The sequence below is a fragment of the Pseudomonas sp. EL_65y_Pfl2_R96 genome, from assembly GCF_963970905.1.
In the GTDB taxonomy this organism is placed as follows: Bacteria; Pseudomonadota; Gammaproteobacteria; order Pseudomonadales; family Pseudomonadaceae; genus Aquipseudomonas.
Genome location: NZ_CAXAQH010000030.1, coordinates 59239 through 74864, shown reverse-complemented (window position 1 = coordinate 74864; position 15626 = coordinate 59239). Strand labels below are relative to the sequence as shown.

General features: G+C 58.7%; 14 protein-coding genes and 1 rRNA gene. 9 read left to right on the top strand and 6 right to left on the bottom strand.

Annotated elements, in window-relative coordinates:
• Positions 1-110, bottom strand: a 16S ribosomal RNA gene (locus tag AACY49_RS24320); the annotation flags it as partial.
• 498 nt (positions 111-608) lie between these two features.
• Here AACY49_RS24320 and AACY49_RS24315 point away from each other — a divergent pair.
• Positions 609-2546 carry an alkaline phosphatase D family protein gene (locus tag AACY49_RS24315; protein ID WP_339526887.1) on the top strand — a complete coding sequence of 646 codons (1938 nt, stop codon included), beginning with the start codon at positions 609-611 and terminating at the stop codon, positions 2544-2546.
• A gap of 16 nt (positions 2547-2562) precedes the next feature.
• Entirely contained in the window at positions 2563-3090 is a 528-nt protein-coding gene (locus tag AACY49_RS24310; protein WP_258699177.1) for an adenylate kinase, read from the top strand.
• Positions 3091-3178: 88 nt separating this feature from the next.
• On the opposite strand, the gene AACY49_RS24305 is transcribed toward AACY49_RS24310, so the two are convergent.
• Positions 3179-4354 (bottom strand): aspartate aminotransferase family protein, encoded by a 1176-nt coding sequence (locus AACY49_RS24305; protein ID WP_339526885.1) that lies wholly within the window; start codon positions 4352-4354, stop codon positions 3179-3181.
• A 102-nt stretch (positions 4355-4456) separates the two neighbouring features.
• On the opposite strand from AACY49_RS24305, the gene AACY49_RS24300 reads away from it, so the two are divergent.
• A complete protein-coding gene (locus AACY49_RS24300) occupies positions 4457-5362 on the top strand; it encodes a LysR family transcriptional regulator (RefSeq protein ID WP_258699175.1) in 906 nt (301 codons plus the stop codon).
• A gap of 75 nt (positions 5363-5437) precedes the next feature.
• Complete coding sequence (locus AACY49_RS24295; RefSeq protein WP_258699174.1) at positions 5438-6451, top strand: sensor domain-containing diguanylate cyclase; 1014 nt, start codon at positions 5438-5440, stop codon at positions 6449-6451.
• A gap of 27 nt (positions 6452-6478) precedes the next feature.
• Here the strand turns inward: AACY49_RS24295 and msrA are convergent, their stop codons facing one another.
• From msrA to msrB, 3 genes are read right to left on the bottom strand one after another with little or no spacing between them, the layout of a single operon-like run.
• Complete coding sequence (msrA, locus tag AACY49_RS24290; protein ID WP_258699173.1) at positions 6479-7186, bottom strand: peptide-methionine (S)-S-oxide reductase MsrA; 708 nt, start codon at positions 7184-7186, stop codon at positions 6479-6481.
• Positions 7187-7214: 28 nt separating this feature from the next.
• Positions 7215-9023: a cytochrome c biogenesis protein DipZ gene (locus AACY49_RS24285; RefSeq protein WP_258699172.1), complete on the bottom strand. Its 1809-nt coding sequence runs from the start codon at positions 9021-9023 to the stop codon at positions 7215-7217.
• Between the two features lie 43 nt (positions 9024-9066).
• A complete protein-coding gene (gene msrB, locus AACY49_RS24280) occupies positions 9067-9582 on the bottom strand; it encodes a peptide-methionine (R)-S-oxide reductase MsrB (RefSeq protein WP_258699171.1) in 516 nt (171 codons plus the stop codon).
• Between the two features lie 153 nt (positions 9583-9735).
• Between msrB and AACY49_RS24275 the strand changes: the two genes are divergently transcribed.
• From AACY49_RS24275 to AACY49_RS24255, 5 genes are all read left to right on the top strand, one after another.
• Positions 9736-10452: a response regulator transcription factor gene (locus tag AACY49_RS24275; protein ID WP_258699170.1), complete on the top strand. Its 717-nt coding sequence runs from the start codon at positions 9736-9738 to the stop codon at positions 10450-10452.
• Positions 10449-11987, top strand: coding sequence for a sensor histidine kinase (locus AACY49_RS24270; protein WP_339526881.1), 1539 nt, complete (start codon positions 10449-10451; stop codon positions 11985-11987). Before AACY49_RS24275 ends, AACY49_RS24270 begins: the two co-directional genes overlap by 4 nt.
• Positions 11988-12054: 67 nt before the next feature.
• On the top strand, positions 12055-12570 hold the full coding sequence (locus AACY49_RS24265; RefSeq protein ID WP_258699168.1) for a hypothetical protein: 516 nt from the start codon (positions 12055-12057) through the stop codon (positions 12568-12570).
• Positions 12571-12705: 135 nt separating this feature from the next.
• Positions 12706-13410, top strand: a complete 705-nt coding sequence (locus tag AACY49_RS24260; protein WP_258699167.1) for a hypothetical protein — start codon at positions 12706-12708, stop codon at positions 13408-13410.
• A 990-nt stretch (positions 13411-14400) separates the two neighbouring features.
• Positions 14401-14679 carry a DUF3077 domain-containing protein gene (locus AACY49_RS24255; RefSeq protein WP_339526878.1) on the top strand — a complete coding sequence of 93 codons (279 nt, stop codon included), beginning with the start codon at positions 14401-14403 and terminating at the stop codon, positions 14677-14679.
• A 56-nt stretch (positions 14680-14735) separates the two neighbouring features.
• On the opposite strand, the gene cyoE is transcribed toward AACY49_RS24255, so the two are convergent.
• A complete protein-coding gene (gene cyoE / locus AACY49_RS24250; RefSeq protein ID WP_007941628.1) occupies positions 14736-15623 on the bottom strand; it encodes a heme o synthase in 888 nt (295 codons plus the stop codon).
• Positions 15624-15626 lie beyond the last annotated feature (3 nt).

Below are 15626 nucleotides of genomic sequence, written 5' to 3'. Positions count from 1 at the left end.
ACCCGTCCGCCGCTCGCCACCAGGTACAAGTACCCGTGCTGCCGCTCGACTTGCATGTGTTAGGCCTGCCGCCAGCGTTCAATCTGAGCCATGATCAAACTCTTCAGTTCAAACATCTTTGGGTTTTGAGAAAACCCTAAACTTGGCTCAGCAATCGTTGGTTACATCTTTGATTTCTCGCGGAGTAACTTGTGATGCTGATAATCTTGTTGACTATCAATCTGACTCCACAAGCACCCACACGAATTGCTTGATTCAGTTGTTAAAGAGCGGTTGGTTAAGATCTTTCGTCTCAACCGAGGCGCGCATTCTACAGCAGCCTCTGTTGCTGTCAAGCAGTAAATTTCAAATTTTCTTCATGAAATTCAGCTACTTGCCGCTAACTCAGTTTCAAACTCCTCGTTAGCGGGAGGCGAATAATACAGTATTTTATTTGGTGGTCAACCACCTACTGTAATTATTTTCCCCTAGCCCAGGTAGCCTAGGCCGAGTACCGACTTCTACCTCATGAGCAGTCCTGGCTTTGCTTGCATTACCCGTCGACAAACCCGCCCTCTTCACCAGCTGCGCTATGATCGCGCCCCTCTGCGCCAAGAGTCTTGAACTGGATGTCCATGTCTTTGCCACTAACTAACGCTCGTCAATCGCTGCCCCCCGCCCTCGTCGGCCCGCTATTGCGGCGCCTGGAACCTACGCGACTGGTGCTCTGGCTGGTGGGATCACGTGCGCTGACGCTGACGCTGCGCCTGCAAGGCATCGATATCCGCCTCAGTGCGGATCAATGCACGATCATTCCCGTCGGCACTCATGCCTTTGTTCATTTAATAGATGTGCCACTGAACACCGCCCTGCCCTGTGACACGTTGATCGAGTACGACCTGCTGATCACCGAGGCGGATGGCGCTCAGTCCGGCATCGCCGAGTGGGCACCTCATCTACTATATGGCGAAGCGCGTTGCCCGAATTTCGTGTTGCGCTCGGGGATCGATCAGCTGCTGCATGGCTCCTGCCGTAAACCTCACCATCCGGCGGCCGATGGCTTGCTGTGCGTCGACCGGTTGCTTGCGTCCGAGCCGGATGCTTGCAAGCGCCCCGCGCTATTAATGATGAGCGGCGATCAAGTGTATGCGGATGATGTCGCGGGGCCGATGTTGCGGGCGATTCACGCCCTGATCGAGCGCCTGGGGCTGTTCGACGAATATCTCGACGGTGCGGTGGTCAGCGACAGCGCCAAACTCTACGAACACCCAGCCAGTTACTACCATCGTGCGGATTTGTTACCGGCGCTTGAGAGCAACGAAACCCTGCGTGAACGATTTTTCGGCGGGGCGCGTAAGCCGATTTTCACCAGCAGCAGCGCCGACAACCATCTAGTGACCTTCGCCGAGGTCATGGCCATGTACCTGCTGGTGTGGTCGCCAACGTCCTGGACGCTGATCGCGCCACAACCACCGGCACTGACGCCCGAACAACGCAAACGTTATGCCCTGGAACAGACCCGCATCGTTGGGTTCAAGGCAGGGCTGGAGGGTGTCGGGCGGGCGATGGCGCATCTGCCGTGCCTGATGATTTTTGACGACCACGATATTACCGATGACTGGAATCTTTCCGCGCAATGGGAGGAAACGGCTTACGGCCATCCGTTCTCCAAGCGCATCATCGGCAACGCGCTGCTTGCTTATATGCTGTGCCAGGGTTGGGGCAACAATCCGGACGCGTTTGGTGACCTGCTGGAACAAACTCGTTTATTGAGCACCACAGGGCAGGATCATTACTTCGACAGCGACGTCCAGGACAGTTTGATCGATGAGCTGCTGAGCTTTCAAAAGTGGCATTACGTACTGCCCACTCGCCCCGCACTGGTGGTGCTCGACACTCGCACCCGGCGCTGGCGCAGTGAGATGAATCTCAAGCAGCCGTCGGGCCTGCTGGACTGGGAGGCCCTCAGTGAGTTGCAACAGGATTTGCTCGACCACCCCTCGGCAATCATCGTTTCGCCGGCGCCGATCTTCGGCGTCAAACTGATCGAAACCGTGCAGCGGGTGTTCAGCTGGTGCGGTTATCCACTGCTGGTCGACGCCGAAAACTGGATGGCCCATCGCGGCGCGGCCCAGGTGATCCTGAACATTTTCCGACACTCCCGCACACCCGGTAACTACGTGGTGCTGTCCGGTGATGTGCATTATTCCTTCGTCTACGAAGTATTGATCCGACACCGCAAGGCCGGCCCGCGCATTTGGCAGATCACCAGCAGCGGCATAAAAAACGAATTCCCGCCTGCCCTGCTCGAATGGTTCGACCGCCTCAACCGTTGGCTCTACTCGCCCCGTTCGCCACTCAACTGGCTGACTAAGCGCCGGCGCATGCGCATTGTTCCGCACATTCCCGAACACGCTGAAGCAGGCGAACGGCTGTGGAATTCGGCAGGAATCGGCCAAGTGTTCTTCAATGAAAAGGGCCAGCCGCAGGATATTTATCAATTCAATGCGGATGGATCGCCGAAGACGCGGATGGTTGCGCCTGACATTTGCGAAGCGGCTGACTGACTTTGCCTGAGTTGCCATGAGCAATCATTACCCGCACTCCATGAACCTCTCCCGCACCCTGATCATCGGCAACTCTGGCTCGGGCAAGAGTTGGCTGGCCAAACGACTGGCCGAGCACTTGCAAGTGCCCTGGACTGATCTCGACCTGATTCACTGGGTATCCGACGAACACAGCATCGCCCGTCCCCGTGCCGAAGCATTGGGAATGGCGCGGGTGGCGGCGAGCGAAGAGCGCTGGGTTATCGAGGGTGTTTACGACTGGATGCTCAGCGAACTTGTGGAGCAAGCAACAGCGATGATCTGGCTGTGCGTGGAGGACGAAGACTGCGTGAACAACATTCGCCAGCGAGAAGCGATGCGGGACGACAGTGACGAGTTGCTGATAGCGTTACTGGAATGGGCCGGCAGCTACCGTACTCGCGAAGGAGCCAGTGGATTTGCCGCGCATCAGCGTTTGTTTGAAGCGTTCATCGGTTGGAAACTTCAACTGATGAACCGGGCTGAAGTCTCGGCTTTCATCAGTGCGATGCAACAAACCGACTGATCGTCCCCACCATCCTATACGAGACACCGATCCTGTAGGAGCAGCCCGCGGCAGCTCCTACGGGGGAACGGCGTACATCCAGGAGAAGTCAGACCGCGCTCACCGCCCGGCAAACCCCTCTGACAATCATCTCCACTTCCCGCTCATCAATTGTCAGCGGTGGCAACAGGCGAATGGTCTTGCCCCGTGTCACGTTGATCAGCAAGCCGTGATCCCGTGCGGCAATCAGGGTCAGGTCGCGGATCGGTTGGACGAGTTCGATACCGATCATCAAGCCCTGGCCACGGATCGCCAGGACATTCGGGTCGTCGGCCAATTCGATGCGCAATCTGGCAAGCAGACGCTCACCCTGAAGTCTGGCGTTTTCCAACAGGCCTTGTTCCTCGATGATCTCCAACACGGTGCAACCCACCCGGCACGCCAGCGGATTGCCGCCGAACGTGCTGCCATGACTGCCGGGCGTGAACAAATCCGCGGCTCTGCCCCGAGCCAGACAGGCACCAATGGGCACTCCATTGCCCAGGCCTTTGGCCAGAGTCATGACATCCGGAACGATGCCTTCGTGCTGGAAGGCAAACCACTGGCCGGTACGGCCGATGCCGGTCTGGATTTCGTCAAGCATCATTAACCAGGCGCGCCGGTCGCAGAGTTCGCGCACCGCTTTGAGATAACCGGGCGGTGCCACTTGCACACCGCTTTCGCCCTGAATCGGTTCCATCAGTATCGCTACGATGCGCGGGCCGTGGGCTTTCTGCGCCTTCTTCAGGGCGGCGAGGTCGCCGAACGGCACTTTGATGAAATCCCCCGGCAATTCGTTAAACCCCAGGCGCACCGCCGGGCCATCGCTGGCCGACAAGGTGCCGAGGGTCCGGCCGTGGAAAGCATTCTCCATGACCACTACCAGCGGCTGCTCGATGCCTTTGTGCCAGCCGTAAAGCCGCGCAAGTTTCAGCGCGGTTTCATTGGCTTCGGCGCCGGAGTTGTTGAAGAACGCCCGCTCCATGCCCGACAGTTGAACCAGTTTCTGCGCCAGCCGCTGTTGCCAGTCGATGCTGTACATATTGGAGGTGTGCAGCAGCAGGCCGGCCTGTTCGCTGATGGCCGACACGATTCGCGGGTGGGAATGGCCAACGTTGGTCACCGCCACCCCCGCCACCGCATCCAGGTATTCACGACCGGCCTGGTCCCACAGGCGCGTGCCCAGGCCTTTACTGAAACTCAGGGCCAAGGGTTGGTAAGTGCTCATCAGGCAGGTGGCGGTCATGACATCAAGCTCCATCAATAGTCGGTGTTTTTGCAGTATGGTTAGCCACCTGAGCTGGATAAACATTGCAACACTTCAATCATTTTAAAGCTGGGCTTGATAATGGATTTATTCCAGGCAATGACCGTTTACGTAAAGGTGGTGGAAGCCGGCAGTATGACCGCCGCCGCTTTGCAGTGCGAAATGTCCACGACCATGGTCGGCAATCACCTGCGGGCTCTGGAGCAACGACTGGGTGTGCGCCTGCTCAACCGTACGACACGGCGTCAACGTTTGACGGAATTCGGCACGGCGTACTATCAGCGGTGTCTCGAAGTGCTGGGGCTGGTGGCCGATTCCGAACGCCTGGCCGAACAGACCCTCGACGAACCGAGCGGCACTCTGCGCATCACCGCGCCGCTGACCTTCGGCACCGAACGGCTGGCGCCAGCCTTAAGCGAGTTCACCCTGCGCTGTCCGCAAGTCAAACTCGACGTCGTTTTGACCAACCAGCGCCTGGACTTGCTCGACAACGGTTTCGACGTGGCGATTCGTCTGGGCACTACCGAGCTGTCCAACATGATTTCTCGCCCGCTCATCGACTACACGATGACCCTGTGCGCATCGAAGGATTACCTGGAGCGTCGAGGCACACCGGAAAAACCCGCCGACCTGCAACACCATGACTGCCTGGCTTTCGCCTACCCGGCCGGAGATGACTGGCACTCGGTAGCCAAACAATGGCGTCTGAAGGGCCCCGAAGGTGAAGTCATGGTGGCGGTCAGTGGGCCGATGCTGATCAACAGCTCGGCGGGGCTGCATCAAGCGGCGCGAACCGGCATGGGCATCGTGATGGTGCCCGATGCGTTGGTGGAGCAGGACCTTCGGGACGGAAAACTGGTGGCCTTGATGCAGGACTACCAACTACCAAGTCGGCCGATGAACCTGGTGTACGCCCAGGACCGCTACCGTTTGCCGAAATTGCGCAGCTTCGTCGACTTTGCACTGCAGTGGTGGGGCAAGCACTAGCCGGGGCAATACACCATGAATTAATCTCCCCGACTGACGAGTCACGTTGATATCAGGACGGCAGGGAGACCGATGATGGGTGAGGCATCGAATATCGAGCCGTTGAAGTTCGATCTGTCAAATTTTAACGAAGACATGCTGCACACCATTCTGGAACTGGTCAGCGATGGTATCTGGGACTGGAACGCCAACACCGGGTTCGTCTACCGCAACCCCGGGTGGTACGAGATGCTTGGCTATACGCCTCACTCCCTGGATAACAACGTGTTGACCTGGGAAAACGTGATCCACCCCGACGATTATTCGCGGGTCATGGCGTTGTTTGATGACTACCTGGATCAGCGCGCTCCCGGTTATCAGGCCGAGTATCGCTGCCGCATGCGCGATGGCACTTACACCTGGATCGAAGATCGCGGCTACGTGCTGGCACGTAATGCCGACGGTTCGGTGGCGCGAATGGTCGGCGCGCATCGCAGCATCGAAGACAAGAAACGCCTGTTCGAAGAAATGGAGCGGCGCAATCAATCCCTCGAAGCCATCGTCGAAGAACGCACCCGAGAGTTGTCCCGGGTCAATCAGCAGTTACAGATTCAACTCGAAGAAAATCGCAAACTGGCGGAAACCGATGTACTGACCGCCATCGCCAATCGCTATCGTCTGGAAAAAGCCCTGCCCCAGGAATGCGATCGCGCCCAACGCTTTCGTCAGCCTCTGTCACTGATCGCCATGGACATCGATGACTTCAAAAACATCAACGATCACTACGGCCACGCCCTGGGTGATGCGGCGTTGGTGCAGGTGATCGAGAGCGTGAAACACTGCGTGCGCGAAGGCGATCTGTTGGCGCGTTGGGGTGGTGACGAATTCATCCTGATCCTGCCCAATACCTCGTTGGCCGACGCCAGGTCACTCGCTGAAAGAATCCGTCATGGCCTGGCGAGCCTGCTGCCGGTCGGGGACTATCAAGTGACCATGAGTTTTGGCGTGGTGCAACGCTTTGAAGAAGAACAACAGACCGGGTTGCTGGCCAGGGCTGATCAGGCGTTGTATCGGTCGAAAATCGCGGGCAAGAATCTGATTTCGGGGTGAGGCGACTCCGTCCTGTCAGCCACCTGCCTACATGCCCGCTTTCACCAACACTGGTTTTTCCTGATACCGATCCGGATACAGTTGCTTCAACTGCGACACTTTCGGCAGGTCATTGATCACGATGTAGGGGTACGTCGGATGCTCGGTCAGGAAGTCCTGGTGCTCCTCCTCCGCCGGGTAGAAACCGTTGTAGCTTTCCAGCTTGGTGACAATCGGTTTATTGAACGCGTGGGCAGCGTCGAGCTGGGTGATGTAGGCCTGGGCGACGCGTTGCTGCCCGGTGCTTTTCGGGAATAGCGCCGACCGATACTGAGTGCCGCTGTCCGGGCCCTGACGGTTGAGTTCGGTGGGGTTGTGGGCCACCGAAAAATAGATCTGCAACAAGGTTCCGTAACTGACCTGAGCGGGATCGAAGGTCACTTCGACGGCCTCCGCATGGCCAGTGTCCCCCTTACTGACCCGCTCGTATTGAGCGGTGTTGGCTGCGCCACCGGCATAACCGGAAACCGCATTTTTCACCCCTTTGACATGCTGGAACACGCCTTGGACGCCCCAGAAGCAACCGCCGGCAAAAACCGCCGTTTCGCTGTGCGCCTGGGTGGTTTCGTCGAGCGTCGGCGCAGGAATGATGACCGCCTCTTCGACGCCTGCGAAAGAGAACGCAGAGCACTGACCGATAACGCCAGCGGCGGCCAGACCCAGCAAGGTGCGACGCCAGTTGAATGGAGTTTTCATGGGCTGTCTCCTGAATGAATGGGGGCTATCAACCAAACGTGAATGCATACGCCGACACACCGGGATCGAGAAACTCGATGCTGAATGTCCGCTCCGTTACGCCTGCGGTCTGGCGTACCAGTTGATACAACCGCTGCTCGGTGACGCTGCCGCTGCCATCGGGCGCGACGTCGATACCGTGGGCATCTCCGGGGGGCTTTCCATCGATCAACACTTTGAAGCGTACCGGTTTACCGTCAGCACCGGGGCCCAACACCAAGTGCAAATCGCGAGCGTGAAAGCGATAAACGATGCGACTGGCCGGCGCGCTTGAGACGGCCCGCTCCGGACCGACAGTCCATTGGCCGTCCAGGCTCCAGTCATTGAGGGTCAGTTGTGAAGGTGGGCTATAGACCGCCACCTTGTCCGGCACCAAGCCGGCTTCAGGGGCGAAATGCTCCGCCCGCCGGTAGCCGACATAGGTTTCGGGCGATTGCACTTCATTCATGTCCGGGGCGAGTTGAACACCCTGGGCATTGGCATTGATCAGTCCGTCCGCGACTTTCACGGCGCCTGCCTCACGCAGCAGTTGCTGAATCACTCGCTCCGATTCGGCGTACTCGCCTTCACCGAAGTGGTGATAACGAATGCGCCCCTGAGCATCGGCAAAGTAGTGAGCCGGCCAGTATTGATTGTTGAAAGCACGCCAGATCCTGTAGTCGTTATCGATTGCCACCGGGTAGGTGATGCCCAGGCCCTTCATGGCGCTGGTGACATTGCCGACATCCCGTTCGAAGGCAAACTCGGGCGCATGGACACCGATCACCACCAAACCCTGATCACGATACTTCTCGGCCCAGGCCTTCACATACGGCAGGGTGCGCAGGCAGTTGATGCAGGAGTAAGTCCAGAAATCCACCAGCACAACCTTGCCCTTCAACGCCTGGGCGGTGAGTGGGGGCGAGTTGAGCCATTGCACAGCGCCGTCCAGCGATGGAAGGTTGCCCTCAATCGGCAGTGCGTTCGGCGCCTTCGCGGTCACTTTCATCGCGTCGCCAGCGGCCATCATGCTGCCGGCGGGTTGATCGCCGGCCCGTGGAATCTGCGCCATCATCGTCCCGCTGTTGGCCGGTGTCTTACTGGCCAATCGGTCAACCAGCACCTGCTCGATGCCGCCGGTGGACGCCGTCGAAACCCGCGCCAGAATCCCGGTGTCCAGCCCCAGGGCAATCGCCACCACACCGACCAGCATCGCTGCGCCCAGGCCACGACGTAGCCACTCGCCTGCGCCTATCGAGCGCTTCATCGCGGCGAAGACTTTACCGCCCAGCAGCAGTGCCGCGGCGAGAGAAGTTGCGGCACCGCCCGCGTAAGCCAGTAACAACAGGGTGGTCGCGATGCTTGCCCCTTGCAGCGCAGCGCCGGTCAGCAGTAAACCCAGAATCGGCCCGGCGCAGGGTGCCCAGAGCAGGCCCGTGGCGACGCCGATCAGGAATGAAGCGCCGGGACGCGGCCGGGCATCGGCGCCAGCGGCTTCCGACAGCCGACCGCCGGCCGCCACCAATGGACGCGTCAGGCGTTCGGCCACCCGCGGCAGCAACAGCGTCAACCCGAACAGTGCAACGAACAGCAACGCGAGCCAGCGACCGTACTGATTGACTTGCACCACCCAACCGCCGCCCACCGCCGCCAACGAGGCGACGAGCGCGAAGGTCAGCGCCATCCCCGCCAGCAACGGCAAGCCACTCTTCATAAACGGCTGCCCGGTGCGAGCGAAGACAAAGGGCAATACCGGCAAAATGCACGGGCTGACAATCGTCAGCACACCACCGAGATAAGCGAGGACCAGAAGCCACATAACGTCGACCTGCATGAAGTGAGTGAAAGGAAGTGCCCATGAATCACGCCTGTGGCTTGAAGGTCAGCGCCAGGCCGTTCATGCAGTAACGCAGACCGGTGGGCTTTGGCCCGTCCTCGAAAACATGCCCCAGATGACCGCCGCAACGACGACAGTGCACCTCTTCGCGCAATACACCGAAGGAGCGGTCCTGTCGGGTGGCCACCGCGTTGTCCAGGGGAACCCAGAAACTCGGCCAGCCGGTACGACTGTCGAACTTGGTGTCGGAAGAAAACAACGACAGATCACAACCGGCGCAGGCAAAAACGCCCTTGCGGTGCTCGTTGTTCAGCGGGCTGCTATAGGCCCGTTCGGTGCCCTCTTCGCGCAGTATTTCGTACTGCTCGGCGCTGAGCAGGGCGCGCCATTCGCTGTCGCTGTGAGTCACCTCGAAAACCTCCTGTGCGCGGGCTTCATCGACCAACGCGACGCTTGCGGAAAATTTTGGCAATACACCGATCACCAGGGCTGCAGCCCCTAGCCCGCCGCTTGCTACGAGAAACTGTCGCCGTGAAAACATGGGCCTTCTCCAAAATGCCAGGTGCCTTGCATGGAACACAGCCTAGGCTTGAGTTGATCGCCAAATCCTCACGAGGAGTTAAACAATTCGTGATAACTCAGCCTCAGGAAAACCCGCACAATGTGTTCATTGCGTCACAAAGGATCGAGCTCCATGGAACAGACCAAACGCGTCCTGGTGGTCGAGGACGACCTGCATATCGCCGACCTTATCTGCCTTCATCTTCGCGATGAGCAGTTCGAGGTGGTGCACTGCGCCGACGGCGATGAGGGCATGCGACTGCTGCAGCAAGGAAGCTGGGACGCACTGATCCTCGACCTGATGCTGCCTGGCGTCGACGGCCTGGAAATCTGCCGCCGTGCCCGGGCCATGGCCCGCTACACCCCGATCATCATCACCAGTGCGCGCTCCAGCGAAGTCCATCGGATTCTGGGGCTGGAGCTGGGCGCCGACGATTACCTGGCCAAACCCTTTTCCATGCTCGAGCTGGTGGCACGGGTCAAGGCACTGCTGCGACGGGTCGACGCCATGGCCCGCAACCTGAAAATGGATGCCGGCAGCCTGATCAGCGATGGCCTGTCCATCGACCCGATCACCCGTGAAGTCTCCCTCGACGGCCGGCGTCTTGACCTCACGCCACGGGAGTTCGACCTGCTGTACTTCTTCGTCCGCCAGCCCGGCAAGGTCTTCTCGCGCATGGACCTGCTCAACGCGGTATGGGGCTACAGTCACGAAGGCTACGAACATACGGTCAACACCCACATCAACCGCTTGCGGGCGAAGATTGAGGGCGATCCGGCGCAACCGGCGCGCATCCTCACGGTGTGGGGTCGTGGCTACAAATTCGCAGCAAGCGGAGAGCAGCCATGAGGCTGACCCTGACTCAACGCCTGTCCCTGGTGTTCGCCGTACTGTTGCTGGTGTGCTGCGGCACCTCGGTATGGATGCAGGTGCGTTCCAACCAGATGCATGAACTGGAAGTGGTGCAGGGGTTGTCGCGGGATCTGGCGCAACACATCGCCCACGACACCGTACTGATGGACCGCAATGGCCCGATGCCCAATGCCGTGCGTGAATTGTTCAGCCAGCTGATGCTGGTCAACCCCAGTGTCGAGGTCTATCTGTTGGACACCGCAGGCCGAATTGTCGGCAGCGCCGCGCCCGAGGGCCGGATACGCCGAGAGCAGGTCGATCTGGCGCCGATCCAGCGTTTGCTCAAAGGCGAGGCCCTGCCGATTCTCGGCGACGATCCGCGCAGCGCCGATGGCAGCAAGGTGTTCAGCGCCGCGCCATTGCGGGTCAACGGTCAACCGGCAGGTTATCTCTATGTGGTGTTGCTCAGTGAAGAACACGACCGTTTCGCCGAACGCGGCGCCACCAGCGCAGCGCTCAATACCGCTTTGTTGTCCATTGGACTGGTGGCGTTGCTGTGCCTGATTGCAGGCCTTACGGCATTTGCTCTGATCACCCGGCCATTGCGCCGCTTGACCGAGAAAGTCAGCCGGTTCGATATCAATGGCGTTCCGTCGGCGCCGCCCGCCTCGCCCGAGCCAGAGCCAGAGCCAGAGCCGGTAGAAAAAGCCGCCAGCCACGATGAAATTGCCATACTCGACGCCGCCTTCCGGCAGATGCAAGCGCGCCTCGGCGAACAATGGCGCTCGCTGACCCGTCAGGATCAGGAGCGTCGTGAACTGGTGGCGAACATCTCCCACGACCTGCGCACACCGCTGGCCTCGCTGCATGGTTACCTGGAAACCCTGTCGCTCAAGGACGCCACGTTGTCCCCCGCCGACCGCCGCCGCTATCTGGGAATCGCCCTGGATCAAAGCCGCAAGGTCGGCGGCCTGGCCCAATCACTGCTGGAACTGGTGCGGCTGGAACACGGTTTCGTGCAACCGGTGCTGGAGCGCTTCTCCCTGACCGATCTGGTGCAGGACATCTTTCAGAAATTCGAACTCAGCGCCGAAGCGCGCCAGGTCGAGCTCAAGGCCACCTTCGCCCCCAACGTCTCGGCGGCCTGCGCAGATCTGGGATTGATCGAGCGGGTGCTGACCAACCTGTTCGACAACGCGCTGCGTCATACGCCTCAAGGTGGAGAGATCGAGCTGAGCCTCCGCCCTCAGGGGGCTTTTATCGAAGTTGCCGTGAGCGACACCGGTCCCGGCATCACCCCCGAGTTGCGCGAAAGTCTGTTCCTGCGTCCGTTCAACATTGGCGGCGCCAGGCGCGATGGCGGACTGGGGCTGCGGATCGTGCATCGGATCCTGCAATTGCACGGTCGCGAGATCGAACTGATCGATGTGCCCGGACGCGGCGCGACCTTTCGCTTCTCGTTACCGGTGGATGAGCAGACCGCCGAGCAATGGGCTGTTCGGTCGACGAATCCGAACGCAATGAGGAAATAGTCGACCACTTTGGCCATAGCAACGGCTATTATCCCGGCCTTCATTTTTCGGCAAGGAACGCTGCGCAATGCTCATCACCCTGCAAAACATCCCGCTGTGGGTTTACGTGTTTTTTTTGGTGTTGTGTTACTTCGGGATCAAAGCGCTTTATCCGACCCATGAAAGCAAAGCCGCATTACTTGTCACTCCGCCGACCCTGCTGGCATGGTCCCTGTTTTCACTGAACCTCACGCTGAACCCTCAGCTCTCGGTGGGTTGCTGGTTGGTCACGTTTCTGCTGGGCAGCCTCGCGGCGCTGGTGTTTTTTTCGCGCAAGGGCGTGGAGCTGGATGATCCGGAAACCGGGCTGATCGTGCCTGGCAGTTGGAAGACGCTGGTGCTCTGCCAGCTGTTTTTTGCTGTGAACTTTTACTTCGGCTATCAGGACGACGTGCATCCGGAACAGGCTGCTACGTTTGAGGTGCTGCTGTTCGAGGCTTCGGCGTCGGGATTTGTCTATGGATTGATCTGCGGACGGTCGCTGAAATTTTATCGGCTGTTGCTGGAGCTTCAGGCGCAACGTCCCAAAATGGCTGCCGGTTAAAAGGCCCTCGCCAAAAATGCTGACCAGCCGCCTGTTCATCCGTGACAACGCAGCCTCGGTCCAATAGATTAGGCGGCCTGAAAAGGCCTCGTGCTTTCTCGCCTCAATCCAAGTTAAAGAAGTAGTGAAATTTCAATGTCCGATTCCAATACCGCTGAATCCGTAGTCACCTTGTCGTCCAAAGCGGAATACGAAAACTCCATCAATCTTTCACAACACGTGCCACAGGCCAAGACCATCAGCGAGATGGTTCTGGACGCTTTTCAATCCACCCGGGAAAGCGACCAGATCCGCGAGCTGCGCACCGCGATTCGCCAGGCTCACGACAGCTTCGATGACGATAAAGCCTACGAACTGATGGGCGAACTCAAGCAATTGAAAGACGCCGAAGCGGCCGACATTGCCGCCCTGGAAGACCTGAGCAGCAAATTCCCGATCAGCCGCATTCTGTCGAGCTTCAAGGATGACCCGGCGTTCCAGGAAATCGTCTATGGCTTGGCGCTGAAGGTACTGAACCAGACTCACCAAGCCATCAGCAACCCGAGCAGCGGCAAGAGCAAAGCGGCTCGCGCCAAGAAAGAAGTCGAAGTGTTCACCATCAGCAAGGACGGCATCAGCGTCACCCTGCCCCTGCGCACCCCGCGCTCGCGCCTGAACGTTGACCGTGAAGCGCTGGAGTTCCTGGGCTTCACTTTCGTCGGCGAAGGCGAGGAAGCGGAACTGGAAAGCGAAACGTTCCTGGACAATGCCGGGGCCGAACAAGCGGTCAACCGCAAAAACATCATCACCGCGCTTCAGCAACAAACCGCGTTCGACGGCTACAGCATCGCCGCGCAGTAACGCTAAACGTTGCACATAAAAATCCCCGCCATCAGAGCGGGGATTTTTATTGCCTGTACGCCCGGGATTGGCACTCGATTCAGGTGCTGCGCGCCATCTCTAACGTAAGCATCACACCTGCCCAGTTTGCAACGGCTAGCGTCGTTGGTCGATCCCGCTATCATGCAGGGCGTAGATCATGAGTGTAGATAACGCCATGCCAAGATTGTCATTCGCCGTCAGGATTTTGTTCGCATGCTGCCTTTTCATCGCAACCGCTAATCACATCCGTGCAGACGTTTCGCATGGATTGCTCTGGGACTATGGATATGGACCTAGCGCTTACTTGGCTAGCCGTATTTTCTGGGGGGCACTTACGTTTTTTGACCCGCTTGCCGCACTGCTACTTTTCATCAAGCCAAGAGCCGGAATCGTGCTTACGGTAGCGATTATTTTGGTCGACGTAACCCATAACACTTTTTACGTCGCATTGAAGCAGCAGTGGCTGGAGCCGTTCTACCTGTCCCAGGTAGCTTTCCTTATCGTAGTATTCCTACTCTCACCCATCGCTTGGAATGGCCCTATTCGGGACGTAGCGCTCACCAGTCCAGTTCGACTGTGATTCGCTCCATTTATGAGGTAGGAGCTCTTCGATCTCATGCGCCTGCGCCAATCACGAACTTAGATCCCCAATAATACCTACCTCAACCGTCAGATTGGACGAGAAACATGCCGTCCGCACCATCGGAGGCTGAATCGGAAGGTGTGTTGCCCGGACTCTCAAGCCGCACACAAAATCTTACACAGGCCAGTACGTCGCTACGATTGTGCACCCTACCCTTGCCCGCCAACCTCAAACAGTCGCTGCCAATTCAGCGACCGGGCCTGAGAACTCGAACAGATGCAGGAACCAATCGGAGTTCTCCAGATGCACGCCAGCAATCCGTTCAAAATTTATGCTTCTGCCCCTCCGGTCATAACTCACCAGCTCCCAGCTACCGAAGGTGCCCAATGACCAACCCCCAAGACCTGAAAACCATCGGCCTCACCCACTTCTCCCTCCACGCCAACGACCCCTTGTTCCGCATCAACGCCGGAGCCCCGTTGATCGAAGCACTCTCCCACGCCACCGATTTGCTCCATGTCGCCAAACTGCTCGCATCAGATGCGGCGATGGTTCGCGACACAGACCGACATGCCTGGGCCTCGCATTATTTGCAGGATATGAGTAAGGCGATCGTCGATGACGTGGTGAAGGTGCTCGACGCACCGTGTAACAACCGCACATGAACGAAAAGCCCCGCGCTTCTCTCGAAGGCGGGGCTTTTCTTTACAGCATCCGAAGCTTAAGGCGCGTAAGTCAGCAACAGCTCACTCGGCACTTTAAAATCCAGCGACATCATCACGCTCAAAGCAGTAATGGTGAAGATCGAGAACACGAACAGCTTGCGTGCCCAGACCGTGTCATCCACTGCCTTGTAGCCGGTCCAGGCCATGTACAACCAGTACATGCCCATGGCCGCGGCGACGGCGAGGTAGCTCATGCCGGCGTAGCCGCTGAAGGTCAGCATCAAGGTCGCCACGAGGAAGGCCAGGATGTAGAGCAGGATGTGTTTCTTGGCCACTTCAATGCCGCGCTTCACTGGCAGCACCGGAATCGATGCGGCCAGGTAATCGTTGAAGCGGAAGATCGCGATGGCGTAGGAATGCGGCATCTGCCACAGGCTGAACATCACCAGCAACGTCAGTGCGGCCATGTCGAAGTTATTGCTGACCGCGACGTAACCGATCACCGGCGGCATCGCCCCCGACAGACTGCCCACCAGCGTGCCGTGAACCGACTTGCGCTTGAGGTACAGGCTGTAGAAGCCGACGTAGATGACAAAACCGATCACCGCGAACAGCGCGGCCAACGGGTTGGCCACCTTGTACAGCAACGCAACGCCGGCGACACCCAGGACGGTCGCATAAGCCAGGGCCAGTTTCAGGGAGATCAAGCCCTGGACCAGCACCCGGTTCTTGGTGCGTTCCATCTTCAGGTCGATATCGCGGTCGATGCAGTTGTTGAACACGCAACCGGAGGCTACTACCAGGGACGTCCCGATCATGGCGGCCAGGAAGATGGCCAGATCGACATGCCCTTTGGAGGCCAGGAAAAATCCGCCTGCCACAGAAAGCACGTTACCGAAAATGATCCCCGGTTTGGTGATTTGGATAAAGTGCTTAAAGGACATCCG

Bases quoted from the DNA above. Each gene is read 5' to 3' on its own strand.
- AACY49_RS24315 (WP_339526887.1), top strand. From the start codon at position 609: ATGTCCATGTCTTTGCCACTAACTAACGCTCGTCAATCGCTGCCCCCC.
- AACY49_RS24310 (WP_258699177.1), top strand. From the start codon at position 2,563: ATGAGCAATCATTACCCGCACTCCATGAACCTCTCCCGCACCCTGATC.
- AACY49_RS24305 (WP_339526885.1), bottom strand. From the start codon at position 4,354: ATGACCGCCACCTGCCTGATGAGCACTTACCAACCCTTGGCCCTGAGT.
- AACY49_RS24300 (WP_258699175.1), top strand. From the start codon at position 4,457: ATGGATTTATTCCAGGCAATGACCGTTTACGTAAAGGTGGTGGAAGCC.
- AACY49_RS24295 (WP_258699174.1), top strand. From the start codon at position 5,438: ATGGGTGAGGCATCGAATATCGAGCCGTTGAAGTTCGATCTGTCAAAT.
- msrA (WP_258699173.1), bottom strand. From the start codon at position 7,186: ATGAAAACTCCATTCAACTGGCGTCGCACCTTGCTGGGTCTGGCCGCC.
- AACY49_RS24285 (WP_258699172.1), bottom strand. From the start codon at position 9,023: ATGTGGCTTCTGGTCCTCGCTTATCTCGGTGGTGTGCTGACGATTGTC.
- msrB (WP_258699171.1), bottom strand. From the start codon at position 9,582: ATGTTTTCACGGCGACAGTTTCTCGTAGCAAGCGGCGGGCTAGGGGCT.
- AACY49_RS24275 (WP_258699170.1), top strand. From the start codon at position 9,736: ATGGAACAGACCAAACGCGTCCTGGTGGTCGAGGACGACCTGCATATC.
- AACY49_RS24270 (WP_339526881.1), top strand. From the start codon at position 10,449: ATGAGGCTGACCCTGACTCAACGCCTGTCCCTGGTGTTCGCCGTACTG.
- AACY49_RS24265 (WP_258699168.1), top strand. From the start codon at position 12,055: ATGCTCATCACCCTGCAAAACATCCCGCTGTGGGTTTACGTGTTTTTT.
- AACY49_RS24260 (WP_258699167.1), top strand. From the start codon at position 12,706: ATGTCCGATTCCAATACCGCTGAATCCGTAGTCACCTTGTCGTCCAAA.
- AACY49_RS24255 (WP_339526878.1), top strand. From the start codon at position 14,401: ATGACCAACCCCCAAGACCTGAAAACCATCGGCCTCACCCACTTCTCC.
- cyoE (WP_007941628.1), bottom strand. From the start codon at position 15,623: ATGTCCTTTAAGCACTTTATCCAAATCACCAAACCGGGGATCATTTTC.